The following is a 24,388-nucleotide window of genomic DNA, read 5'->3' on the forward strand; positions in this document are numbered from 1 at the left end:
TACAGGAATACTATGAGTCTGAATTTCCTTGATTTCGAACAGCCGATTGCAGAGCTGGAAGCGAAAATCGATTCTCTGACAGCAGTTAGCCGTCAGGATGAAAAACTGGATATTAACATCGACGAAGAAGTGCATCGTCTGCGCGAAAAAAGCGTAGAGCTGACGCGCAAAATCTTTGCCGATCTCGGCGCATGGCAGATCGCCCAGCTGGCGCGTCATCCACAGCGTCCGTACACCCTGGATTATGTCCGCCTGGCGTTTGACGAATTTGACGAACTGGCAGGCGACCGCGCATACGCTGACGATAAAGCTATCGTTGGCGGTATCGCGCGTCTGGATGGACGTCCGGTGATGATCATTGGTCACCAGAAAGGCCGTGAAACCAAAGAGAAGATCCGTCGTAACTTCGGTATGCCAGCACCAGAAGGCTACCGTAAGGCCCTGCGTCTGATGGAGATGGCTGAGCGTTTCAATATGCCAATCATCACCTTCATCGACACGCCGGGTGCTTACCCGGGTGTTGGCGCGGAAGAGCGCGGTCAGTCTGAAGCCATCGCACGCAACCTGCGTGAGATGTCTCGCCTGAGCGTACCGGTCATCTGTACCGTTATCGGTGAGGGTGGTTCCGGCGGTGCGCTGGCAATTGGCGTGGGCGATAAAGTGAATATGCTTCAGTACAGCACCTATTCCGTTATCTCTCCGGAAGGCTGTGCCTCCATTCTGTGGAAAAGCGCCGACAAAGCGCCGCTGGCTGCGGAAGCGATGGGTATCATTGCCCCGCGTCTGAAAGAGCTGAAGCTGATCGACACCGTCATCCCTGAACCGCTGGGTGGCGCACACCGTAAGCCAGAAGTGATGGCCGCGTCCCTGAAAGCGCAGCTGCTGGCAGACCTGGCGGACCTGGACGTGCTGAGCAAAGAAGATCTGCTCAACCGTCGTTACCAGCGTCTGATGACCTACGGTTACGCATAAGCCTCACAATTATCCTAAAAGCCGCACATTGTTGCGGCTTTTTTTATACCTGCCGTTTACCTTAACTATGCTTATCTGATGTTTTTCAAGGAGGTAAACCATGAACATCATCGCCATCATGGGGCCACACGGCGTCTTTTATAAAGACGAACCCATCAAGGAGCTTGAACAGGCCCTTAAGGCACGCGGTTATCAGCTGATCTGGCCGCAAAACAGCGCCGACCTGCTGAAATTCATCGAACATAATCCGCGCATCTGTGGCGTGATATTCGACTGGGACGAATACGACATGGAGTTGTGCAGCGAGATCAATAAGCTCAACGAATATCTTCCGCTGTACGCCTTTATCAACACCCACTCGACCATGGACGTGAGCGCGCACGATATGCGCATGGCGCTGTGGTTCTTCGAGTACGCGCTCGGCGTGGCTGAGGACATTGCGACCCGCATTCAGCAGTACACCGGAGAATATCTGGATAACATCACGCCGCCGTTTACGCGCGCGTTGTTCACCTATGTGAAAGAAGGAAAGTACACCTTCTGCACGCCAGGCCATATGGCGGGGACGGCCTATCAAAAAAGCCCGGTAGGGTGCCTGTTCTACGATTTCTTTGGCGGCAATACGCTGAAGGCGGATGTGTCGATTTCAGTGACCGAGCTGGGCTCGCTGCTGGATCATACCGGCCCGCATCTGGAAGCTGAAGAGTACATCGCCCGCACCTTTGGCGCCGAGCAAAGCTACATGGTGACCAACGGTACCTCGACGTCGAACAAAATCGTCGGGATGTACGCCGCGCCTGCCGGCAGCACGTTGCTGATTGACCGGAACTGCCACAAGTCGCTGGCGCATTTGCTGATGATGAGTGACGTGGTGCCGCTCTGGCTGTCGCCCACGCGTAACGCGCTGGGAATTCTCGGCGGCATTCCTCGTCGAGAGTTCACCCATGCCGCCATCGAAAATAAGGTCGCGGCGACCCCTGAGGCAAGCTGGCCCGTTCACGCGGTGATCACCAACTCCACCTATGACGGGCTGCTGTATAACACTAACTGGATCAAGCAGACGCTGGACGTGCCGTCGATCCACTTTGATTCCGCGTGGGTGCCTTATACCAACTTCCACCCGATTTACTCGGGCAAAAGCGGGATGAGCGGCGAGCGCGTGCCGGGCAAGGTCTTTTTCGAAACGCAGTCGACGCACAAAATGCTGGCCGCGTTTTCCCAGGCGTCTCTCATTCACATCAAGGGCGAGTACGACGAGGATACCTTCAACGAAGCCTTTATGATGCACACCACCACCTCACCGAGCTATCCGCTGGTAGCGTCCATCGAAACGGCGGCGGCGATGCTGCGCGGAAATCCGGGTAAACGCCTGATCAACCGTTCGGTGGAGCGGGCGCTGCATTTCCGCAAAGAAGTTCAGCGGCTCAAAGATGAAGCGGACGGCTGGTTCTTTGATATCTGGCAGCCGGAAGAGATCGACGAGGCGGAGTGCTGGCCCGTCGCGCCGGGGGAGAGCTGGCACGGCTTCCGGGATGCCGATGCGGGCCATATGTTCCTCGATCCGGTTAAGGTGACGATCCTGACGCCGGGCATGGACGAGCAGGGCGTGATGGGCGATGAGGGGATCCCTGCCGCGCTGGTGGCGAAGTTCCTCGACGAGCGCGGCGTGGTGGTGGAAAAAACCGGCCCTTACAATCTGCTGTTCCTGTTCAGTATTGGGATCGATAAAACCCGCGCGATGGGTCTGCTCCGCGGGCTGATGGAGTTCAAGCGCGCGTACGATCTGAACCTGCGGGTGAAGAACATGCTGCCGGATCTCTACGCGGAAGATCCTGACTTTTACCGCAATATGCGCATTCAGGATCTGGCGCAGGGGATCCACAGACTGATCCGCCAGCACGATCTGCCGCGCCTGATGCTCCAGGCTTTTGACGTGCTGCCGGAAATGAAGCTGACGCCGCACAAGGCGTGGCAGCAGCAGGTGAAAGGGGAGGTGGAAACCATTGAGCTGGAGAACCTGGTGGGACGGGTATCGGCCAATATGATCCTGCCTTATCCGCCGGGCGTGCCGTTGCTGATGCCGGGCGAGATGATCACCGAGAAGAGCCGGTCAGTGCTCGATTTCCTGCTGATGCTCTGTTCGGTGGGGCGCCACTATCCGGGCTTTGAGACGGATATCCACGGCGCGAAACGCGATGATAACGGCGTGTACTGGGTGAGAGTCCTAAAATAAAAGGGGCCGCTTGCCAGGGGCCAGCTGTCGGTTGTAACGTTCAGGGCATCATAAAAAGGAGAAGCTATGCTGGGTTTAAAAGCTGTTCATCATATTGCGATTATCGCCACCGATTACGCGAAAAGTAAGGCATTCTACTGTGACGTACTCGGCTTCACGCTGTTAAGCGAGGCCTACCGTGAGGAGCGCGACTCCTGGAAAGGCGATCTGGCGCTGAACGGGCAATATGTGATTGAGCTGTTCTCTTTTCCTTTCCCGCCCGCTCGTCCTTCGCGCCCGGAAGCCTGCGGCTTGCGCCATCTGGCCTTCAGCGTCGACGATCTGGACAGCGCGGTAAAACATCTGGAAGCCCACGGCGTGGCCTGTGAAGCGATTCGCGTCGATCCCTTTACCGATAAGCGTTTCACCTTTTTCAACGATCCGGACGGCCTGCCGCTGGAGCTTTACCAGCAGTAATCGCCGTCATGTGTGATAATGCCCGTTCATTTCGGGCATTTTTTATGTGTGATTTCCTATGACCTTACCCGCTATCGCGCACGCCGTTTCGCCCTACCGCCAGCTGCTGGTGGGGTTCAGCGGTGGCCTGGATTCCACCGTTTTGCTTCATCGCCTTAAGCTCTGGCGCGACCGCGAGCCTGACGTCCAGCTGCGGGCGATGCATATCCATCACGGCCTGAGTCCCCATGCTGATGACTGGGTGGCGCACTGTGAAGCGGTGTGCGAAGCGTGGGCAATCCCGCTGATCGTGGAACGGGTCACGCTGGAGGAGGAAGGGCTGGGCGTTGAAGCGCAGGCGCGAAAAGCCCGCTACGCTGCGTTTTCCGGCGCATTGCGGTCTGGAGAAGCGTTGGTTACCGCCCAGCATCTGGACGATCAGTGTGAAACTTTCTTACTGGCGCTCAAGCGGGGGAGCGGGCCCGCGGGCTTATCCGCCATGCCTGAGCGCGCTGATTTTGCCGGAACAGAGCTCATCCGCCCGCTGCTGAACGAGACGCGCGCGTCACTGGAGGCCTGGGCCCATCACTATCATCTGCGCTGGATAGAAGACGAAAGCAATCAGGACGACAGTTATGACCGTAACTTCCTGCGTTTGCGCGTTTTACCGCTTCTGACCGAGCGCTGGGCACATTTTTCCGAAGCGGCAGCCAGAAGCGCCATACTGTGTGCTGAACAGGAAAGCTTGCTGGATGAGCTGCTGAGCGAGGAGCTGACTGCGCTGATTACCGCTGACGGCGCGCTGGATATTGCGCCGTTGAAGATGATGAGCCCCGCGCGTCGGGCTGCCCTGATCCGTCGCTGGCTGGCTTTTCACCGTGCGGCTATGCCGTCCCGGGCGATGCTCAACCGTATCTGGGACGAGGTCGCCCAGGCAAGGGAAGATGCCGCGCCGTGTATACACCTGAACGGTTTTGACGTCAGGCGCTACCAGGACCGGCTCTGGTGGGTAAAATCCGCGCCGTCGCTGGCAGACGTTGTGCTCGACTGGCCGTCGCCGGAGAAAGCATTAACGCTACCGTTGAATGCGGGCGTGGTTGCGTTGAGCCGTTCAGGTAACGTGCGTTTACCCGAGCCGGACGAGAAGGTCACCGTTCGCTTCAGGGCCAGCGGCATGCTGCATATCGTCGGGCGTAACGGTGGGCGTAAGCTGAAGAAAATCTGGCAGGAGAATAACGTTCCGCCCTGGAAGCGTGATACCACGCCGCTCCTGTTTTACGGCGATACGCTCGTGGCGGCGGCAGGGGTGTTCATCACGGAAGAGGGGTGGGCTGAAGCGGGTGTGAATTTTGAGTGGAAAGCGTAACGGGCAGCCTGGCTGCCCGTTGGTTATCAGGATTCGCTCACCACGACAGTGCCGATTTCCGGATGGCTGAAACTGGCAATCCTGTCGAGGCGCAGCTCGCGGGTTGCACCTGCATCTTCTACAACCAGATATTCCACGTTTTTACGGGAAACCAGGTCGCTGGCCTTTGCCTTTAGCACTTCGCCATCTTTGAGTTCCAGCGTCAGTATTAAATGATGCTGGCAGGCGAGTTCGAGGTTGTCATAGTCATCACAATTGATGGGTTGATAGGTATCATTCATCGACATAATCGCTCACCAGTAAATTCGCCGCAGCATACGCTGCTTTTTCCCTGACCGATTCAGAAAGGCTCTCATCAGAGGCCACTTCATTTAGCACGTTCAATACACAGCCCAACGCATCCGGGATGTACCCCAGATCTCCGCTGGCGATTTCCGCATACCGTCTGCGAATCAACTCACAATAATTATTCACATCCCCTCCTGCCAGCGCACTGACTTACTGTGAGATATCATTAAGCCTACGAAGTTAAACTCGGTTTAGCAAGGTGACTATACCATACTCATTTAAGCATTATCAGCGCCTTGATAAGGGGGGATTCACCACCTCGTAACAGCCTTTTGCTGCGGTTTTCGCTACAATGTACGCCTGATTCGAAAGGAGTTCTCTCATGGCGCTGAAAGCGACAATTTATAAAGCTGTGGTCAACGTGGCGGATCTTGACCGTAACCAGTTTCTGGATGCGTCATTGACGCTGGCGCGTCACCCCTCTGAAACCCAGGAGCGCATGATGCTGCGCCTGCTGGCGTGGATTAAATATGCCGATGACCGCCTGCAATTTACCCGTGGCTTAAGCGCGGAAGATGAACCGGAAGCCTGGTTACGCAACGATCACCTGGGTATCGACTTATGGATTGAGCTTGGCCTTCCGGATGAACGCCGGATCAAAAAGGCATGCACCCAGTCCGCAGAGGTGGCGCTGTTTGCCTACAACCAGCGCGCCGCGGAGATCTGGTGGCAACAAAACAAAAATAAGTGTGCGCAGTTCAAAAATCTTACCGTCTGGTATCTGGATGATGAACAGCTGGCACAGCTGAGCGCGTTCGCCAGCCGGACAATGGCGCTCCAGGCAACCATTCAGGACGGCGCTATCTGGCTTTCTGATTCTCAGAATAATCTGGAAATTCATCTTACGGCCTGGCAGCCCGCATCATGATTGTGTTGTCCCGAAACGTCAGCATTCCTGATAACGAGCTGGAGATCACTGCCATCCGGGCTCAGGGAGCAGGGGGCCAGCACGTTAACAAGGCCTCAACGGCTATCCATTTGCGCTTTGACATTCGGGCCTCCAGCCTGCCAGAGTATTATAAAGAAAGTCTGCTTGCCGCCAGCCATCACCTGATCACCAGCGAGGGGGTGATCGTGATCAAAGCGCAGGAATATCGCAGCCAGGAAATGAACCGGGAAGCGGCACTTTCCAGACTGGCGGCGGTCATAAAAGAATTAACAACCGTGCAAAAAAGCCGCCGGGCAACGCGTCCAACGCGGGCATCGAAAGAACGTCGATTGTCATCGAAGGCGCAAAAATCCACCGTAAAATCACTGCGTGGCAAAGTCCGTCACCCGTAATGTGACGAAAGGGACACCCTTTTTCATAAGGAATGTATTGTGAAAAAAGCATTATTATCAGCGCTGGCCGTGACGAGCCTGTTCGCGCTTTTTGGCTGTAACAACCGTTCGGAAACACAGGTATTACCGCCAACGCAAAATGAAGAATTAAAGCCGATGCAGCAGAGCTGGCGCGGCGTATTGCCATGTGCAGATTGTGAAGGCATCGAAACTTCCCTGTTCCTGCAAAAAGATGGCACCTGGGTAATGAACCAGCGATATCAGGGAGCGAAAGAGCCGTCATCTTTTGCAACTTACGGAACGTGGGCGCGTACGGCTGAGAAGCTGGTATTGACCGATACCACGGGCGATAAAACCTATTTTCGCGCCAAAGGCGAGGGGATGGAGATGCTCGATCGCGAAGGCAACCCGATTGAATCCCAGTTCAATTACACGCTGGCCCCGGTGAAAGCGTCCCTGCCCGCAACCCCAATGGCGATGCGAGGGATGTATTTCTACATGGCGGATGCGGCGATCTTCACGGATTGCGCAACCGGTAAGAAAGTCAGCGTGGCGAACAATGCCCAGCTGGAGCGTGACTATGCCGTCGCGCGCGGCAATGACAGTAAGCCCGTGTTGCTGACGGTTGAAGGGCACTTTACGCTGGAGCCAAACCCGGATAGCGGCGAGCTGGTGAAAACGCTGGTTGCTGATAAAGACGCGAAGTTTGCTGCGGGTAAAAACTGCGAAAGCAAATAGGTTTTAGCCATTAAAAAACCCCGCGCTTGCGGGGTTTTTTGTTTCTTAACCTTTGATGGCTTTCACCAGGTAATCAAGAATGTCGCCCGTCTTGATCATCTGTTTTTCGCCGTTGCGACGGTATTTGTATTCAATCTCGTCGCTGTCGAGGTTACGGTCGCCGATGACGACGGTGTGCGGAATACCGATCAGTTCCATGTCAGCAAACATTACGCCAGGACGCTCTTTACGGTCATCCATCAGTACGTCGATACCTTTCGCGCTCAGCTCAGCGTAAAGTTTTTCGGCCAGCTCCTGCACGCGGTATGACTTGTGCATGTTCATTGGCAGGATCGCCACCTGGAACGGTGCGATGTTATCCGGCCAGACGATACCGCGCTCGTCATAGTTCTGCTCAATAGCGGCAGCAACCACGCGGGTTACGCCAATGCCGTAGCAGCCCATGGTCAGAACCTGATTACGCCCATCCTCGCCCTGAACCGCAGCGTTCATTGCGCGCGAGTACTTATCGCCCAGCTGGAAGATGTGACCTACTTCGATACCGCGTTTGATCATCAGGGTACCTTTGCCGTCCGGGCTTGGATCGCCTGCGACCACGTTACGGATGTCAGCCACTTCCGGCGTCGCCACGTCACGATCCCAGTTGATGCCGAAGTAGTGTTTCCCGTCAATGTTTGCGCCCGCAGAGAAGTCGCTCATTGCCGCAACGGTGCGGTCAATCACCACAGGAACAGGCATATTCACCGGACCCAGAGAACCTGGGCCTGCGTTCACCACGGCGCGAATTTCGGCTTCCGTCGCGAAGGTCAGCGGGCTGGCAACCTGCGGCAGCTTCTCGGCCTTCACTTCGTTCAGCTCGTGATCGCCACGGACCAGCAGGGCAACCAGCGGGTAAGCGCTGCCTTCAGCAGATTTCACCAGCAGCGTTTTGACCGTTTTTTCGATAGGCAGAGTAAACTGCTCAACCAGCTCGGCGATGGTTTTCGCGTTTGGGGTATCAACCAGCGTCATCTCTTGGGTTGCTGCCGCACGAGGTTCTTTTGGTGCCAGCGCCTCTGCGAACTCAATGTTGGCGGCGTAATCAGAGGAGTCAGAGAAAATGACATCGTCTTCGCCGCTCTGCGCCAGAACCTGGAATTCATGAGAGGCGCTGCCGCCGATTGAACCGGTATCAGCCTGTACAGCACGGAAATCCAGCCCCATGCGGGAGAAGATTTTGCTGTAAGCCGCGTACATTTTGTCGTAGGTCTCTTGCAGAGATTCCTGAGAGGTATGGAAAGAGTAAGCGTCTTTCATCAGGAATTCGCGAGAGCGCATAACGCCAAAGCGTGGGCGCACTTCGTCACGGAACTTGGTCTGGATCTGGAAGAAGTTCAGCGGCAGCTGTTTGTAAGAGCTCAGCTCGTTACGGATCAGATCGGTGATCACTTCTTCATGCGTTGGGCCGAGAACAAATGGACGATCGCCACGATCGGCAATACGCAGCAGCTCCGGGCCGTACTGCTCCCAGCGACCGCTCTCCTGCCACAGTTCAGAAGGCTGAACCACCGGCATTAACACCTCGATTGCACCGGCGTTGTTCATCTCTTCACGCACGATGTTTTCGACTTTTTTCAGGACGCGCACGCCGGTCGGCAGCCAGGTGTATAACCCGGAGGCCAGCTTGCGGATCATCCCGGCGCGCAGCATCAGCTGGTGGCTGATCACCTCGGCGTCGGCAGGTGTCTCCTTCAGAGTGGAGAGCAGATATTGGCTAGTACGCATGTTGTTACGGTTCCATTTCGACGATTGGAACAGGCTGAAACGCCAGCCTGACACAAAAAAAGTGGTTTAGTTTACCAGTGTGGCAAAGATGCCAAAAGAGAGGAGAACAAAATTACCTGGGTTCCAGGGCAAACACTTCAAAACCCGCATCAGTCACGCGCCAGCGCACGTTAAAGTCCAGCAGCCAGACGGCGTACGTTTTTCCGGCGTCTTCCTCTTTGCGGTAGGCGGGACGAGGGTCCTGCGCCAACACTTCAACGATAAAGTCACGCAGACGAGGATAGCGTTTTTCCAGCTGGCCGATTTGCGTCGCTATTTCAGACGTAAAGTAAACAGGCATATCTGCCTGCGGCGCGTCCTGAGCATAGCTTGCATGCGCATTCGGCAGCGCTTCGGCAAAGGGCAGGTAAGGCTTAATATCAATGACCGGCGTGCCGTCTACCAGGTCAAGGCTGCCTAACTCCAGGATCACCCGATCTTTCTGACAGCGTATCCCTTTCAGTTCGACCAGCGACATCCCAACTGGATTCGGTCGGAACGTTGAGCGGGTGGCAAAAACCCCCATTCTGGCATTACCGCCCAGACGAGGCGGGCGCACGGTCGGACGCCAGCCGCCTTCCATGGTCTGGTGAAATACAAAAACCACCCATAAATGGCTGAACGCCTCAAGCCCGCGCACCGCATCGGCCTGATTGTAGGGCGCGACGAGATGCAGCTCGCCGCCGCCGTTAATGACCAGACCCGGCTGACGCGGCACGGCGAACTTTTCTTTATAAGGAGAGCGGATAACGCCTATCTGCTCGAACTGAAATGCACTCATTTCGCCGTGATGTTAAGCGCAGAACCGATGCATACCGCCTGACGGTAGCAGCCTGGCGTACCGCTGGTGACTTCACAGCTGTGCAACAGCACCGCGTTGGCTTTCATTTTCGACGCGTTGATTTGCATACGCTTGCGGGCTGTTGGGATATTTGGAGGGGAGTCCTGATTCGTTGCCTGACAGGATTCGCCGCTCACTTCGCCCAGTTCACGGAATGGCTTACCGACCAGCTCGTCGGCTTTGGTAATAATACGTACCGGCGCAGCGCGAGGCGCTTTCGGTTTTGCTGGCTCCGCTTTTGGCGGGGTTGCAGTGCTTTGAACGGGTTCAACAGGAGATCTGCTTAGCATAGAACAGCCGCTCAGCATCAGTGCTAAAAGACAGATCGGTAAAGCACGCATAATAATTCCTCAGTGGATAATCAAAACGTCAGATATTGAAGCAGTTGACCGCACAAATGACAAGACGGGCAAATGCCCGTCTTGATGATATTACACTGAGGTGAGATTACCAGCCTTTAACAGCGCCGCCGTTAAACACCTTATTGGCTTCCTGGTAAACTTCTTCAGACTGATATGCCTGAAGGAATTTCTTCACGTTTTCCGCGTCTTTGTTGTCTTCGCGAGTCACGATCAGGTTGACGTACGGGGAATCTTTGTCTTCAACGAAGATGCCATCTTTCGCAGGGGTCAGACCGATCTGGCTGGCGTAAGTGGTGTTGATAACGGCCAGCGCGATCTGTGCATCGTCCAGAGAACGTGGCAGCTGAGGGGCTTCCAGTTCAACAATTTTCAGATTTTTCGGGTTTTCGGTGACGTCCAGAACGGTCGGCAACAGGCCAACACCTTCTTTCAGTTTAATCAGGCCCACTTTCTGGAGCAGAAGCAGCGAACGGCCAAGGTTGGTTGGGTCGTTAGGGACGGCAACCTGTGAACCCGGCTGGAGTTCATCCAGAGATTTAATTTTCTTGGAATAACCGGCAATCGGGTAAACGAAGGTGTTACCGACAGCAACCAGCTTGTAGCCGCGATCCTTGATCTGCTGATCCAGGTACGGTTTATGCTGGAAGGCGTTAGCGTCAATGTCGCCTTTGCTCAGCGCTTCGTTCGGCAGAACGTAATCGTTGAAGGTCACCAGCTCAACGTCCAGGCCGTATTTTTCTTTCGCGATTTTCTGCGCGGCCTCAGCAACCTGCTGCTCTGCACCGACAATAACGCCTACCTTGATGTGGTTTGGATCTTTTTCGTCCTGACCGCAACCCACCAGTGCCAGCGAACCAATCAGTGCGCCTACTGCTGCAAAGGTCTTAAATTTAAACGCCATGTTATATCCTTAACTCGTCGAGTTTGTGTTGTTTGTAACGTTATTTATGCGTAACAGCCCGGACGATACGATCGCCAGAGAATTGGATTAAGTAAACCAGCACAACCAGCAATACCAGAACGGTATTCATTACGGTAGCGTTATAGCCAATATAGCCGTACTGATACCCAATCTGGCCTAAACCACCGGCACCCACGGCACCGCCCATTGCGGAGTAACCGACCAGCGTGATAAGCGTGATGGTTGCTGCATTCACCAGCCCAGGTAACGCCTCGGGCAGCAGAACTTTACGAACGATCTGCATTGGCGTTGCACCCATGGCGCGGGAAGCTTCAATCAGGCCCGTTGGGATTTCCAGCAGGGCGTTTTCCACCATGCGGGCAATAAACGGCGCGGCGCCTACGGTTAGCGGGACAATTGCCGCCTGCAAACCAATCGACGTCCCGACAATCACGCGAGTAAACGGAATCATCCACACCAGCAGAATAATGAACGGTATAGAACGGAAAATGTTGACCAGCGCAGAAAGCGTGCGATACAGCTTCGCGTTTTCAATAATTTGACCCGGGCGTGTGACGTACAGCAGCACGCCGACCGGCAGCCCAATCACAAAACCAAAAAAGCCCGATACGAAGGTCATTGCCAGCGTTTCCCAAACGCCGCGAACCAGTAGCCACATCATCGGCTCAGACATAACCCAGTACCTCTACTTTTACATGATGTTCTTGCAGCCAGGCAATTGCCGCCTGGGTTTCTTCCTGCGTGCCGTGCATTTCCGTCAGCATGATGCCGAACTTCACGCCGCCGGCGTAATCCATTTGCGCGCTAATAATGTTGTTGTTCACGTTAAAGCGACGCGCGGTTTCGGAAAGCAGCGGGGCGTCTACGGACTGGCCCGTAAATTCCATGCGCAGCATTGGGACGCTGTCCGCCGCAGCGTCTGTTTTCAGACGTTCCAGATAATCTTCCGGAATATCCAGATGCAGCGTGGACTGAATGAACTGCTGAGCCAGCGGCGTCTTAGGATGTGAAAACACTTCGCTGACCGTGTCCTGCTCGATCAGCTCACCATTGCTGATGACGGCGACACAGTCGCAGATTCGCTTCACCACGTCCATCTCGTGCGTAATAAGGAGGATAGTCAGGCCCAGACGACGGTTAATGTCCTTCAGCAGTTCCAGGATAGAACGCGTAGTGGCCGGATCCAGTGCGCTGGTGGCTTCATCACACAGCAGCACTTTTGGGTTACTTGCCAGCGCGCGCGCAATCGCCACGCGCTGCTTTTGACCGCCGGAGAGATTAGCCGGGTAGCTGTCATGCTTATCACCCAGCCCAACCAGATCCAGCAGCTCGGTGACGCGACGCGTAACTTCTTCCTTCGGCGTGTTGTCCAGCTCCAGCGGCAACGCCACGTTGCCGAAAACGGTGCGTGAGGCCAGCAGGTTAAAGTGCTGGAAAATCATGCCGATCTGACGACGTGCTTTCGTGAGTTCTTTTTCGGAGAGCGCTGTAAGCTCCTGGCCGCCAACTTCTACGCTGCCCTGGGTTGGGCGCTCAAGCAGGTTAACACACCGGATCAGCGTACTTTTACCTGCACCCGATGCGCCAATGACGCCATAAATTTGACCAGCAGGCACATGCAGGCTGACGTTGTTCAGTGCCTGAATGGTAAGGTTCCCCTGCTGGAACACTTTGGTGATATTGGAAAGTTTAATCATTAGATTATTTTTATCGTAAGTAAGTTAGCCGTGGCATTTTCTTCTGCCAGATACGGGGTATGACCGTAAACAAAATGGATGTTAAGGCATCCAGACGTCTAAATCAATCCAACTCTGTGCGATGAGCACTTTATTGCGCTGCGATTCATGAGATACTAGCTGAACAAGCCTTTTTCAGGAGCAAACCGGTGGCAAAATCTGTACCCGCAATTTTTCTCGATCGTGATGGCACTATTAATGTGGATCACGGTTACGTCCATGAGATTGATGAGTTCGAATTTATTGAGGGCGTAATAGATGCCATGCGCCAGCTGAAAGAGATGGGTTACGCGCTGGTGGTGGTAACTAATCAATCCGGTATCGCCCGGGGGAAATTCACCGAAGCACAGTTTGAAACGCTGACGGAATGGATGGATTGGTCTCTGGCCGATCGCGGCGTCGATCTTGATGGCATCTATTATTGTCCGCATCATCCACAGGGAACCGTAGAAGCGTATCGTCAGACCTGTGATTGCCGTAAGCCACACCCGGGCATGTTTATCTCTGCCCAGGAATTCCTGCACATTGATATGGCCGCGTCTTATATGGTGGGCGATAAACTGGAAGATATGCAGGCAGCGGCGGCGGCAGGTGTGGGAACCAAAGTATTAGTGCGGACCGGTAAACCAGTCACGCCAGAAGCAGAAAATGCAGCCGACTGGGTGATAAATAGTCTGGCAGATCTGCCAAAAGAGATTAAAAAGCACCAAAAATAGACGTTTTGGTGAAAAGGTGAGCGGTTGAAATAAAAATGCATTTTTCCGCTTGTCATTCCTCGGCGGCTCCCTATAATGCGCCTCCATCGACACGGCGGATGTGAATCACTTCACGGACAACCCGGTCGGCTGAAGAGAAAAAATCCTGAAATAACGGGTTGACTCTGAAAGAGGAAAGCGTAATATACCCCACCTCGCAACGGTGAGCGAAAGCCGCGTTGCACTGCTCTTTAACAATTTATCAGACAATCTGTGTGGGCACTCAAAGTGACATGGATTCTTAATGTCCTCGGACACTAAATGAATACCAAGTCTCAACGAGTGAACACGTAATTCATTACGAAGTTTAATTCATTGAGCATCAAACTTTTAAATTGAAGAGTTTGATCATGGCTCAGATTGAACGCTGGCGGCAGGCCTAACACATGCAAGTCGAACGGTAACAGGAAGCAGCTTGCTGCTTCGCTGACGAGTGGCGGACGGGTGAGTAATGTCTGGGAAACTGCCTGATGGAGGGGGATAACTACTGGAAACGGTAGCTAATACCGCATAACGTCGCAAGACCAAAGAGGGGGACCTTCGGGCCTCTTGCCATCGGATGTGCCCAGATGGGATTAGCTAGTAGGTGGGGTAACGGCTCACCTAGGCGACGATCCCTAGCTGGTCTGAGAGGATGACCAGCCACACTGGAACTGAGACACGGTCCAGACTCCTACGGGAGGCAGCAGTGGGGAATATTGCACAATGGGCGCAAGCCTGATGCAGCCATGCCGCGTGTATGAAGAAGGCCTTCGGGTTGTAAAGTACTTTCAGCGGGGAGGAAGGTGTTGAGGTTAATAACCTCAGCAATTGACGTTACCCGCAGAAGAAGCACCGGCTAACTCCGTGCCAGCAGCCGCGGTAATACGGAGGGTGCAAGCGTTAATCGGAATTACTGGGCGTAAAGCGCACGCAGGCGGTCTGTCAAGTCGGATGTGAAATCCCCGGGCTCAACCTGGGAACTGCATTCGAAACTGGCAGGCTAGAGTCTTGTAGAGGGGGGTAGAATTCCAGGTGTAGCGGTGAAATGCGTAGAGATCTGGAGGAATACCGGTGGCGAAGGCGGCCCCCTGGACAAAGACTGACGCTCAGGTGCGAAAGCGTGGGGAGCAAACAGGATTAGATACCCTGGTAGTCCACGCCGTAAACGATGTCGACTTGGAGGTTGTGCCCTTGAGGCGTGGCTTCCGGAGCTAACGCGTTAAGTCGACCGCCTGGGGAGTACGGCCGCAAGGTTAAAACTCAAATGAATTGACGGGGGCCCGCACAAGCGGTGGAGCATGTGGTTTAATTCGATGCAACGCGAAGAACCTTACCTACTCTTGACATCCAGAGAACTTAGCAGAGATGCTTTGGTGCCTTCGGGAACTCTGAGACAGGTGCTGCATGGCTGTCGTCAGCTCGTGTTGTGAAATGTTGGGTTAAGTCCCGCAACGAGCGCAACCCTTATCCTTTGTTGCCAGCGGTTAGGCCGGGAACTCAAAGGAGACTGCCAGTGATAAACTGGAGGAAGGTGGGGATGACGTCAAGTCATCATGGCCCTTACGAGTAGGGCTACACACGTGCTACAATGGCGCATACAAAGAGAAGCGACCTCGCGAGAGCAAGCGGACCTCATAAAGTGCGTCGTAGTCCGGATTGGAGTCTGCAACTCGACTCCATGAAGTCGGAATCGCTAGTAATCGTGGATCAGAATGCCACGGTGAATACGTTCCCGGGCCTTGTACACACCGCCCGTCACACCATGGGAGTGGGTTGCAAAAGAAGTAGGTAGCTTAACCTTCGGGAGGGCGCTTACCACTTTGTGATTCATGACTGGGGTGAAGTCGTAACAAGGTAACCGTAGGGGAACCTGCGGTTGGATCACCTCCTTACCTTAAAGAACCTGCCTTTGTAGTGTCCACACAGATTGTCTGATGAAAAACAGCAGTAAAAAACCTCTACAGGCTTGTAGCTCAGGTGGTTAGAGCGCACCCCTGATAAGGGTGAGGTCGGTGGTTCAAGTCCACTCAGGCCTACCAAATTTTTGCTGATGCTGCGTTGCGGCGACACTCACATACATAAGTATGCTTCGTGTCACCACGCCTTGCCTCAACAAAAATTACCGGTACAGAGGTGACTACGATGGGGCTATAGCTCAGCTGGGAGAGCGCCTGCCTTGCACGCAGGAGGTCTGCGGTTCGATCCCGCATAGCTCCACCATCTTTTACTGCGAACACAAGAAAACTTCAGAGTGAACCTGAAAAGGTGCACTGCGAAGTTTTGCTCTTTAAAAATCTGGATCAAGCTGAAAATTGAAACGACACACAGCTCATGTGTGTTCGAGTCTCTCAAATTTTCGCAATCAGAAGTGAAACATCTTCGGGTTGTGAGGTTAAGCGACTAAGCGTACACGGTGGATGCCCTGGCAGTCAGAGGCGATGAAGGACGTGCTAATCTGCGAAAAGCGACGGCGAGGTGATATGAACCTTTGACCCGTCGATGTCCGAATGGGGAAACCCAGTGCAATCCGTTGCACTATCGTTAACTGAATACATAGGTTAACGAGGCGAACCGGGGGAACTGAAACATCTAAGTACCCCGAGGAAAAGAAATCAACCGAGATTCCCCCAGTAGCGGCGAGCGAACGGGGAGCAGCCCGGAGTCTGAATCAGCTTGTGTGTTAGTGGAACGGTCTGGAAAGTCCGACGGTACAGGGTGATAGTCCCGTACACGAAAACACACTTGTTGTGAACTCGAAGAGTAGGGCGGGACACGTGGTATCCTGTCTGAATATGGGGGGACCATCCTCCAAGGCTAAATACTCCTGACTGACCGATAGTGAACCAGTACCGTGAGGGAAAGGCGAAAAGAACCCCGGCGAGGGGAGTGAAAAAGAACCTGAAACCGTGTACGTACAAGCAGTGGGAGCCTCTTTATGGGGTGACTGCGTACCTTTTGTATAATGGGTCAGCGACTTATATTCTGTAGCAAGGTTAACCGTATAGGGGAGCCGAAGGGAAACCGAGTCTTAACTGGGCGTTAAGTTGCAGGGTATAGACCCGAAACCCGGTGATCTAGCCATGGGCAGGTTGAAGGTTGGGTAACACTAACTGGAGGACCGAACCGACTAATGTTGAAAAATTAGCGGATGACCTGTGGCTGGGGGTGAAAGGCCAATCAAACCGGGAGATAGCTGGTTCTCCCCGAAAGCTATTTAGGTAGCGCCTCGTGAATTCATCTTCGGGGGTAGAGCACTGTTTCGGCTAGGGGGCCATCCCGGCTTACCAACCCGATGCAAACTACGAATACCGAAGAATGTTATCACGGGAGACACACGGCGGGTGCTAACGTCCGTCGTGAAGAGGGAAACAACCCAGACCGCCAGCTAAGGTCCCAAAGTCATGGTTAAGTGGGAAACGATGTGGGAAGGCACAGACAGCCAGGATGTTGGCTTAGAAGCAGCCATCATTTAAAGAAAGCGTAATAGCTCACTGGTCGAGTCGGCCTGCGCGGAAGATGTAACGGGGCTAAACCATGCACCGAAGCTGCGGCAGCGACACTATGTGTTGTTGGGTAGGGGAGCGTTCTGTAAGCCGTTGAAGGTGGCCTGTGAGGGTTGCTGGAGGTATCAGAAGTGCGAATGCTGACATAAGTAACGATAAAGCGGGTGAAAAGCCCGCTCGCCGGAAGACCAAGGGTTCCTGTCCAACGTTAATCGGGGCAGGGTGAGTCGACCCCTAAGGCGAGGCCGAAAGGCGTAGTCGATGGGAAACAGGTTAATATTCCTGTACTTGGTGTTACTGCGAAGGGGGGACGGAGAAGGCTATGTCAGCCGGGCGACGGTTGTCCCGGTTTAAGCATGTAGGCGGAGGTTCCAGGTAAATCCGGTACCTTTTAACGCTGAGGTGTGATGACGAGGCACTACGGTGCTGAAGTGATAAATGCCCTGCTTCCAGGAAAAGCCTCTAAGCATCAGGTAACACGAAATCGTACCCCAAACCGACACAGGTGGTCAGGTAGAGAATACCAAGGCGCTTGAGAGAACTCGGGTGAAGGAACTAGGCAAAATGGTGCCGTAACTTCGGGAGAAGGCACGCTGATATGTAGGTGAAGTCCCTGCGGACGGAGCTGAAATCAGTCGAAGATACCAGCTGGCTGCAACTGTTTATTAAAAACACAGCACTGTGCAAACACGAAAGTGGACGTATACGGTGTGACGCCTGCCCGGTGCCGGAAGGTTAATTGATGGGGTTAGCGGCAACGCGAAGCTCTTGATCGAAGCCCCGGTAAACGGCGGCCGTAACTATAACGGTCCTAAGGTAGCGAAATTCCTTGTCGGGTAAGTTCCGACCTGCACGAATGGCGTAATGATGGCCAGGCTGTCTCCACCCGAGACTCAGTGAAATTGAACTCGCTGTGAAGATGCAGTGTACCCGCGGCAAGACGGAAAGACCCCGTGAACCTTTACTATAGCTTGACACTGAACACTGGTCCTTGATGTGTAGGATAGGTGGGAGGCTTTGAAGCGTGGACGCCAGTCTGCGTGGAGCCAACCTTGAAATACCACCCTTTAATGGCTGGTGTTCTAACGTAGACCCGTAATCCGGGTTGCGGACAGTGTCTGGTGGGTAGTTTGACTGGGGCGGTCTCCTCCCAAAGAGTAACGGAGGAGCACGAAGGTTGGCTAATCCTGGTCGGACATCAGGAGGTTAGTGCAATGGCATAAGCCAGCTTGACTGCGAGCGTGACGGCGCGAGCAGGTGCGAAAGCAGGTCATAGTGATCCGGTGGTTCTGAATGGAAGGGCCATCGCTCAACGGATAAAAGGTACTCCGGGGATAACAGGCTGATACCGCCCAAGAGTTCATATCGACGGCGGTGTTTGGCACCTCGATGTCGGCTCATCACATCCTGGGGCTGAAGTAGGTCCCAAGGGTATGGCTGTTCGCCATTTAAAGTGGTACGCGAGCTGGGTTTAGAACGTCGTGAGACAGTTCGGTCCCTATCTGCCGTGGGCGCTGGAGAATTGAGGGGGGCTGCTCCTAGTACGAGAGGACCGGAGTGGACGCATCACTGGTGTTCGGGTTGTCATGCCAATGGCACTGCCCGGTAGCTAAATGCGGAAGAGATAAGTGCTGAAAGCATCTAAGCACGAAACTTGCCCCGAGATGAGTTCTCCCTGAGACTTTAAGTCTCCTGAAGGAACGTTGAAGACGACGACGTTGATAGGTCGGGTGTGTAAGCGCAGCGATGCGTTGAGCTAACCGATACTAATGAACCGTGAGGCTTAACCTTACAACGCCGAAGATGTTTTGGCGAAGAGACAGATTTTCAGCCTGATACAGATAACAGAATTTGCCTGGCGGCTTTAGCGCGGTGGTCCCACCTGACCCCATGCCGAACTCAGAAGTGAAACGCCGTAGCGCCGATGGTAGTGTGGGGTCTCCCCATGTGAGAGTAGGGAACTGCCAGGCATCAAATTAAGTAGTGAGCCGGTGCATTAATCCGGTGGTTACAGAAGTATTCGGTGGAGCGGTAGTTCAGTCGGTTAGAATACCTGCCTGTCACGCAGGGGGTCGCGGGTTCGAGTCCCGTCCGTTCCGCCACTTATTAAAAGCCCTGAGCTAACGCTCAGGGCTTTTTTCTTATCTGTCGTTTAACTATTGCGAAATTAGCAAAAATCCTCTGCGTTTTACGATCTTTTTCGACATAACAACCACAGCGATAATCCTCCTCAGTTTACGAACATAACGATTGAGGAATCATATGACTATCCCTGCACTGGGTCTCGGCACTTTTCGCCTGAAGGACGACGTTGTTATCGCATCTGTTAAAACCGCTCTGGAACTGGGCTATCGCGCCGTTGATACGGCGCAGATTTATGACAACGAAGCTGCCGTAGGCCTGGCCATCGAAGAGAGCGGCGTACCGCGCCACGAGCTTTTCATCACCACCAAAATCTGGATTGAGAACCTCAGCAAAGACAAGCTGATCCCAAGCCTGAAGGAAAGTCTGAAAAAGCTGCGTACTGATTATGTTGATCTGACGTTGATCCACTGGCCATCACCTGGCGATGCCGTCTCCGTAGAAGAGTTTATGCAGGCGCTGCTGGAAGCAAAAGAGCAGGGCTTAACGCGTGAAATTGGTATCTCGAATTTCACTATCCCATTGATGGAAAAAGCCATTGCCGCAGTGGGTAAAGAGAATATTGCTACTAACCAGATTGAACTCTCTCCCTACCTGCAAAACCGCAACGTAGTGGACTGGGCGAAACAGCATGGTATTCATATCACCTCGTACATGACGCTGGCTTATGGTAAGGCCCTGAAAGATGAAGTCATAGCGCGCATCGCTGAAAAACACAATGCGACAGCTGCACAGGTGATCCTGGCATGGGCGATGGGTGAAGGTTATGCTGTGATCCCGTCTTCAACCAAACGTGAAAACCTGGCAAGTAACCTGTTAGCGTGGGATCTCCAGCTTGATGATGAAGATAAAAAAGCGATCGCAGCACTGGAATGCAACGATCGTCTGGTCAGCCCGGAAGGGTTAGCACCAGACTGGGATTAATAAAACCCTCCCTCTGTGCCCTTAACCCTCACACAGCTCCTCCGGGAGCTGTTTTTATATGCTCACTCAGGAAGTCGATAAATGCGCGTATGCGCGTACTTACCGCTCGGTCACTGTAATACACCGCGCTAAAAGGCATCTCTACAGGCAAGCGTTTATCAGCCATCAGCTCAACTAGCTGGCCAGCTGCAATTTCCTTATCAATCATATAGTCGGATAAGCAGGCGATCCCATTCCCTTGCAGACACAGCTGCTTCAGCGTTTCCCCGCTGTTAGAAGAGATGCCGCAGGTAATTTCATGAAGCTGCCCGTCATGGCAGGCGACAGGCCAGGTATTCAGGCTTACAGGCTCCGTAAAACCCAGACAGAGATGCTGCTTCAGCTCTTCAACCGTCTCCGGTCTGCCATGCTCGGCAATATATTGCGGTGACGCGATAATTTTGCGGTAGCTGGCGAACAGGGGGCGCGCGCGTAAGCTTGAGTCCGTCAGAGTGCCCGCGCGGATCGCCACGTCAACTTTACGCTCAATCAGGTTAATGAATGTCTCAGAAGAGACCAGCGACAGGGTCATCTCCGGGTAACGCTCCCGGAAGGGCTTGATTAACGGCATCAGGAAATGCAGTACGACCGGCGTCGCCGCATCTATGCGCAGCAGCCCACGCGGCGTGCTGCGTGATTCTATGATTTCCGTTTCTGCCGCCGCCATCTCCTGCAAAACGGACTGCACGCGTCGAAAATAACGCTCACCTTCTTCCGTCAGGCTGAGCTGGCGCGTTGTTCTGTTAAGCAGGCTTACCCCGAGCTTCATTTCCAGCTTTTTCACCGAGCGGCTGATGGCTGAGTTCGCCTGCCCGAGCTGTTCGGCGGCGCGGCTAAAGCTCCCGCTTTCGACCACGGCGACAAAGATAGTCAGTTCTTCCGATGTTGCCTTCATTATTGCACCACCTGCAAAATTCTATTGAGATTCTAACCATTTTTGTTATTTAAACACTGGCGCATACTGCCTGTCATCTTAATCCTGTAGAGACGGAGTATTTTATGCCACTGGCGCTTCTTGCCCTGACGATCAGTGCCTTTGCAATTGGCACGACCGAATTTGTTATTGTAGGACTGGTCCCTACCATTGCTCATCAACTTGCCATTTCGCTGCCCTCTGCCGGGCTGCTGGTATCTATTTATGCGTTAGGTGTCGCTGTTGGGGCGCCTGTGCTGACGGCGCTGACCGGCCGATTCCCGCGTAAACAACTGTTAGTCGCCCTGATGGTGCTCTTTACCGCCGGCAATATTCTGGCCTGGCAGGCACCGGATTACGCCACGCTGGTCATTGCTCGCCTGCTGACAGGCCTCGCGCACGGAGTCTTCTTCTCTATCGGTTCCACGATTGCAACCAGCCTGGTGCCAAAAGAGAAAGCGGCGTCAGCCATTGCGATTATGTTTGGTGGCTTAACCGTCGCGCTGGTTACTGGCGTGCCGTTAGGCACGTTTATCGGACAACATTTTGGCTGGCGTGAAACCTTCCTCGCGGTATCGCTGTTGGGCGTCATTGCTCTGGTGGCCAGCCTGCTGTTGGTCCCGTCGAATATCCCGGGGCGCGCGAGTGCCAGCCTGAGCGATCAGGTTAAGGTTCTAACACACCCGCGCCTGCTGCTTATCTATGCCGTAACGGCGCTGGGCTATGGTGGCGTGTTCACTGCGTTCACCTTCCTTGCGCCGATGATGCAGGAGCTGGCTGGTTTCTCCCCGGGGGCAGTGAGCTGGATTTTACTGGGCTACGGTATCTCCGTCGCAATCGGCAATATCTGGGGCGGCAAGCTTGCGGATAAGCATGGTGCGGTACCGGCGCTGAAGTTCATCTTCGCCGCACTGGTTGTTCTGCTGATGATTTTCCAGTTCACCGCATCGATGCAATACGCCGCGCTGGTAACGGTATTGGTTATGGGGGTATTCGCGTTTGGTAACGTACCGGGATTGCAGGTCTATGTTGTGCAGAAAGCGGAACGCTATACCCCCAATGCGGTGGATGTCGCATCCGGCCTGAATATTGCCGCATTCAATATCGGTATCGCACTCGGCTCGGTTATCGGTGGGCAGACGGTTGAACACGTTGGATTAACCCAGACGCCGTGGATTGGCGCAGTGATTGTGCTTGTCGCTTTCTTCCTGATTGCTCTGAGTGGACGTCTTGATAAACCTGCTCGCGTCGCGCTGGGATGAGTATCAGTAAGTGCTTGCTTACAAAACTGGAAAGCGGTTTCTCAGTAATTGCGTTGAAAGTGTGACCTAAAATCCCTATAACATTAGAACCAGTCCGTTTTCCGGGCTGGTTCATGTTATAGAGGCCGTTTCCAAAAGTGCGAAAAAATACCTATGCCATGCGTTATGTTGCCGGAATGCCTGCGGAGAGGATCTTGCCTCCGGGGTCGTTTGCGAGCCTCAGCCAGGCATTACCTGCGGGCACTCCCTTAAGCAGTGACGATAAAATTCGCGTGCTGGTGTGGAACATCTTCAAGCAACAGCGTGCGGAGTGGTTATCCGTACTTCAAAATTTCGGCAAAGATGCGCACCTGGTTCTGTTACAGGAGGCGCAAACCACGCCTGATCTGGTAAGGTTTGCAACAACAAACTATCTTGCAGCCGATCAGGTGCCTGCCTTTGTTCTGCCACAGCATCCATCTGGGGTAATGACCCTTTCAGCCGCACATCCGGTCTATTGCTGCCCGCTGCGTGAACGTGAGCCAATCCTGCGTCTGGCAAAATCGGCGCTAGTCACGGTCTATCCGTTGCCTGATACCCGTCTGCTGATGGTGGTAAACATTCATGCGGTAAACTTCAGCCTGGGCGTTGATGTGTATAGTAAGCAGTTACTTCCCATTGGCGATCAGATTGCTCATCACAGTGGGCCAATCATTATGGCCGGGGACTTTAATGCCTGGAGCCGTCCGCGCATGAACGCGTTGTACCGCTTTGCGCGTGAAATGTCGCTGCGTGAAGTGCGTTTTGGCGATGACCAGCGCAAGAAAGCGTTTGGCCGTCCTCTCGATTTCGTTTTCTATCGTGGTTTAAGCGTGCACGACGCCTCCGTACTGGTGACGCGCGCCTCCGATCATAATCCTCTACTCGTTGAATTCAGTCCCGGCAAACCTGATAAATAATGGTGCGTCAGGTCTGCCGTGGGGCAGGCCTGTGCGGGTGCTGCCCTTTATTATTTAACCCATAAAAGGACAGCAACATGACAACAACACACTCCCATCATGACAACGTCGAAAAACAGTTTGGTTCTCAGGCAAGTGCCTATCTGAGCAGCGCCGTGCACGCTTCTGGCCGCGATCTGGTGCGTCTTGGCGAACGGCTCGCCGCCTTTCCTGACGCGCACGTGCTGGACTTAGGCTGCGGGGCGGGGCACGCCAGTTTTACCGCCGCACAGCATGTCGGCCAGGTAACGGCGTATGATTTATCGAGCCAGATGTTGGACGTGGTTGCTGAGGCGGCGAAAGCAAAAGGGCTGAATAACGTCACGACACGCCAGGGCTACGCTGAATCTTTACCCTTTGAGGATGCGTCGTTTGAGGTTGTGATTAGCCGTTACTCTGCACACCACTGGCATGATGTGGGTCAGGCATTACGGGAAGTGAAACGCGTGCTCAAACCGGGCGGGATCTTCATCATCATGGACGTGATGTCTCCCGGACATCCGGTGCGGAATATCTGGCTTCAGACGGTTGAAGCGCTGCGTGATACCTCGCACGTGCAAAACTACTCCAGTGGAGAGTGGCTTACGTTTATCACCGAAGCCGGCCTGATTTCACGCTCGTTGATAACCGACCGTTTGCCGCTGGAGTTTACGTCATGGATTGCGCGGATGCGCACACCGGAGGCATTAACGCAGGCGATCCGATTGTATCAGGAGAGCGCCTCTGCTGACGTGAAGGCGTACTTTGAATTGCATGGGGATGGTTCGTTTACCAGCGACACCATCATGGCCGAAGCGCATAAAGCGAGATAAACAAAAAAGGCACCGAGGGGAATCGGTGCCTTTTTAACAAGC

21 protein-coding genes, 3 tRNA genes and 3 rRNA genes are annotated in these 24,388 nt (G+C 54.0%); 18 read left to right on the forward strand and 9 right to left on the reverse strand.

Features of this window, described 5'->3' with window-relative positions; translation table 11 throughout:
• Positions 1-12: 12 nt before the first annotated feature.
• The 4 genes from accA (at position 13) to tilS (ending at position 5,006) form a co-directional block, all read left to right on the forward strand.
• A complete protein-coding gene (gene accA / locus DBR02_RS14930) occupies positions 13-972 on the forward strand; it encodes an acetyl-CoA carboxylase carboxyl transferase subunit alpha (RefSeq protein ID WP_006810033.1) in 960 nt (319 codons plus the stop codon).
• A 100-nt stretch (positions 973-1,072) separates the two neighbouring features.
• The gene (locus DBR02_RS14935) at positions 1,073-3,205 is read left to right on the forward strand and encodes a lysine decarboxylase LdcC (RefSeq protein ID WP_107534735.1); all 2,133 of its coding nucleotides are present in this window, start codon (positions 1,073-1,075) and stop codon (positions 3,203-3,205) included.
• A 66-nt stretch (positions 3,206-3,271) separates the two neighbouring features.
• A complete protein-coding gene (locus tag DBR02_RS14940) occupies positions 3,272-3,661 on the forward strand; it encodes a VOC family protein (RefSeq protein WP_003856151.1) in 390 nt (129 codons plus the stop codon).
• A gap of 58 nt (positions 3,662-3,719) precedes the next feature.
• Positions 3,720-5,006, forward strand: coding sequence for a tRNA lysidine(34) synthetase TilS (gene tilS / locus DBR02_RS14945; protein ID WP_107534736.1), 1,287 nt, complete (start codon positions 3,720-3,722; stop codon positions 5,004-5,006).
• Between the two features lie 26 nt (positions 5,007-5,032).
• Here tilS and rof read toward each other — a convergent pair whose 3' ends face one another.
• Positions 5,033-5,293 carry a Rho-binding antiterminator gene (gene rof, locus DBR02_RS14950; protein ID WP_063450586.1) on the reverse strand — a complete coding sequence of 87 codons (261 nt, stop codon included), beginning with the start codon at positions 5,291-5,293 and terminating at the stop codon, positions 5,033-5,035.
• The gene (locus DBR02_RS14955) at positions 5,280-5,480 is read right to left on the reverse strand and encodes a YaeP family protein (RefSeq protein WP_003856146.1); all 201 of its coding nucleotides are present in this window, start codon (positions 5,478-5,480) and stop codon (positions 5,280-5,282) included. Before DBR02_RS14955 ends, rof begins: the two co-directional genes overlap by 14 nt.
• A gap of 196 nt (positions 5,481-5,676) precedes the next feature.
• Here DBR02_RS14955 and DBR02_RS14960 point away from each other — a divergent pair, with 196 nt between their 5' ends.
• From DBR02_RS14960 to nlpE, 3 genes are read left to right on the forward strand one after another with little or no spacing between them, the layout of a single operon-like run.
• Positions 5,677-6,222, forward strand: coding sequence for a YaeQ family protein (locus DBR02_RS14960; RefSeq protein ID WP_063867507.1), 546 nt, complete (start codon positions 5,677-5,679; stop codon positions 6,220-6,222).
• Positions 6,219-6,635, forward strand: a complete 417-nt coding sequence (arfB, locus tag DBR02_RS14965) for an alternative ribosome rescue aminoacyl-tRNA hydrolase ArfB (RefSeq protein WP_064910107.1) — start codon at positions 6,219-6,221, stop codon at positions 6,633-6,635. Before DBR02_RS14960 ends, arfB begins: the two co-directional genes overlap by 4 nt.
• Positions 6,636-6,674: 39 nt before the next feature.
• The gene (gene nlpE, locus DBR02_RS14970) at positions 6,675-7,373 is read left to right on the forward strand and encodes an envelope stress response activation lipoprotein NlpE (RefSeq protein ID WP_063867509.1); all 699 of its coding nucleotides are present in this window, start codon (positions 6,675-6,677) and stop codon (positions 7,371-7,373) included.
• Between the two features lie 45 nt (positions 7,374-7,418).
• On the opposite strand, the gene proS is transcribed toward nlpE, so the two are convergent.
• The 6 genes from proS to metN all read right to left on the reverse strand — a co-directional run bounded on the left by proS (position 7,419) and on the right by metN (position 12,998).
• A complete protein-coding gene (gene proS / locus DBR02_RS14975; RefSeq protein WP_107534737.1) occupies positions 7,419-9,137 on the reverse strand; it encodes a proline--tRNA ligase in 1,719 nt (572 codons plus the stop codon).
• Between the two features lie 112 nt (positions 9,138-9,249).
• Complete coding sequence (tsaA, locus tag DBR02_RS14980) at positions 9,250-9,957, reverse strand: tRNA (N6-threonylcarbamoyladenosine(37)-N6)-methyltransferase TrmO (protein ID WP_107534738.1); 708 nt, start codon at positions 9,955-9,957, stop codon at positions 9,250-9,252.
• Positions 9,954-10,358 carry an Rcs stress response system protein RcsF gene (gene rcsF / locus DBR02_RS14985; RefSeq protein WP_003856133.1) on the reverse strand — a complete coding sequence of 135 codons (405 nt, stop codon included), beginning with the start codon at positions 10,356-10,358 and terminating at the stop codon, positions 9,954-9,956. The genes tsaA and rcsF overlap by 4 nt, the downstream gene beginning before the upstream one ends.
• Before the next feature lie 106 nt (positions 10,359-10,464).
• Entirely contained in the window at positions 10,465-11,280 is an 816-nt protein-coding gene (gene metQ / locus DBR02_RS14990; protein WP_006810023.1) for a methionine ABC transporter substrate-binding lipoprotein MetQ, read from the reverse strand.
• A 40-nt stretch (positions 11,281-11,320) separates the two neighbouring features.
• Entirely contained in the window at positions 11,321-11,974 is a 654-nt protein-coding gene (locus DBR02_RS14995; protein ID WP_003856130.1) for a methionine ABC transporter permease MetI, read from the reverse strand.
• Positions 11,967-12,998 carry a methionine ABC transporter ATP-binding protein MetN gene (gene metN / locus DBR02_RS15000; RefSeq protein WP_107534739.1) on the reverse strand — a complete coding sequence of 344 codons (1,032 nt, stop codon included), beginning with the start codon at positions 12,996-12,998 and terminating at the stop codon, positions 11,967-11,969. The genes DBR02_RS14995 and metN overlap by 8 nt, the downstream gene beginning before the upstream one ends.
• Before the next feature lie 188 nt (positions 12,999-13,186).
• Between metN and gmhB the strand changes: the two genes are divergently transcribed.
• The 8 genes from gmhB to dkgB all read left to right on the forward strand — a co-directional run bounded on the left by gmhB (position 13,187) and on the right by dkgB (position 20,343).
• Complete coding sequence (gmhB, locus tag DBR02_RS15005; protein ID WP_102750352.1) at positions 13,187-13,753, forward strand: D-glycero-beta-D-manno-heptose 1,7-bisphosphate 7-phosphatase; 567 nt, start codon at positions 13,187-13,189, stop codon at positions 13,751-13,753.
• 371 nt (positions 13,754-14,124) lie between these two features.
• A 16S ribosomal RNA gene (locus tag DBR02_RS15015) occupies positions 14,125-15,666 on the forward strand.
• A gap of 70 nt (positions 15,667-15,736) precedes the next feature.
• Positions 15,737-15,813, forward strand: a tRNA-Ile gene (locus tag DBR02_RS15020).
• Between the two features lie 105 nt (positions 15,814-15,918).
• A tRNA-Ala gene (locus tag DBR02_RS15025) sits at positions 15,919-15,994 on the forward strand.
• A gap of 170 nt (positions 15,995-16,164) precedes the next feature.
• Positions 16,165-19,068, forward strand: a 23S ribosomal RNA gene (locus DBR02_RS15030).
• A 63-nt stretch (positions 19,069-19,131) separates the two neighbouring features.
• A 5S ribosomal RNA gene (rrf, locus tag DBR02_RS15035) occupies positions 19,132-19,247 on the forward strand.
• The 16S, 23S and 5S rRNA genes sit together here with 3 tRNA genes alongside, the layout of an rRNA operon.
• A 55-nt stretch (positions 19,248-19,302) precedes the next feature.
• Positions 19,303-19,379, forward strand: a tRNA-Asp gene (locus DBR02_RS15040).
• 160 nt (positions 19,380-19,539) lie between these two features.
• The gene (gene dkgB / locus DBR02_RS15045) at positions 19,540-20,343 is read left to right on the forward strand and encodes a 2,5-didehydrogluconate reductase DkgB (RefSeq protein WP_107534740.1); all 804 of its coding nucleotides are present in this window, start codon (positions 19,540-19,542) and stop codon (positions 20,341-20,343) included.
• Between the two features lie 28 nt (positions 20,344-20,371).
• Here the strand turns inward: dkgB and yafC are convergent, their stop codons facing one another.
• Positions 20,372-21,277: a DNA-binding transcriptional regulator YafC gene (gene yafC, locus DBR02_RS15050; RefSeq protein WP_107534741.1), complete on the reverse strand. Its 906-nt coding sequence runs from the start codon at positions 21,275-21,277 to the stop codon at positions 20,372-20,374.
• A gap of 104 nt (positions 21,278-21,381) precedes the next feature.
• Here yafC and DBR02_RS15055 point away from each other — a divergent pair, with 104 nt between their 5' ends.
• From DBR02_RS15055 to DBR02_RS15065, 3 genes are all read left to right on the forward strand, one after another.
• A complete protein-coding gene (locus tag DBR02_RS15055; RefSeq protein WP_107534742.1) occupies positions 21,382-22,557 on the forward strand; it encodes an MFS transporter in 1,176 nt (391 codons plus the stop codon).
• Between the two features lie 137 nt (positions 22,558-22,694).
• Entirely contained in the window at positions 22,695-23,495 is an 801-nt protein-coding gene (locus DBR02_RS15060; protein ID WP_107534743.1) for an endonuclease/exonuclease/phosphatase family protein, read from the forward strand.
• A gap of 77 nt (positions 23,496-23,572) precedes the next feature.
• Entirely contained in the window at positions 23,573-24,346 is a 774-nt protein-coding gene (locus tag DBR02_RS15065; protein WP_107534744.1) for a class I SAM-dependent methyltransferase, read from the forward strand.
• The last annotated feature ends 42 nt before the right edge of the window (positions 24,347-24,388 follow it).

It is taken from the genome of Enterobacter cloacae complex sp. (assembly GCF_900322725.1).
Taxonomy (GTDB): Bacteria; Pseudomonadota; Gammaproteobacteria; order Enterobacterales; family Enterobacteriaceae; genus Enterobacter; species Enterobacter quasihormaechei.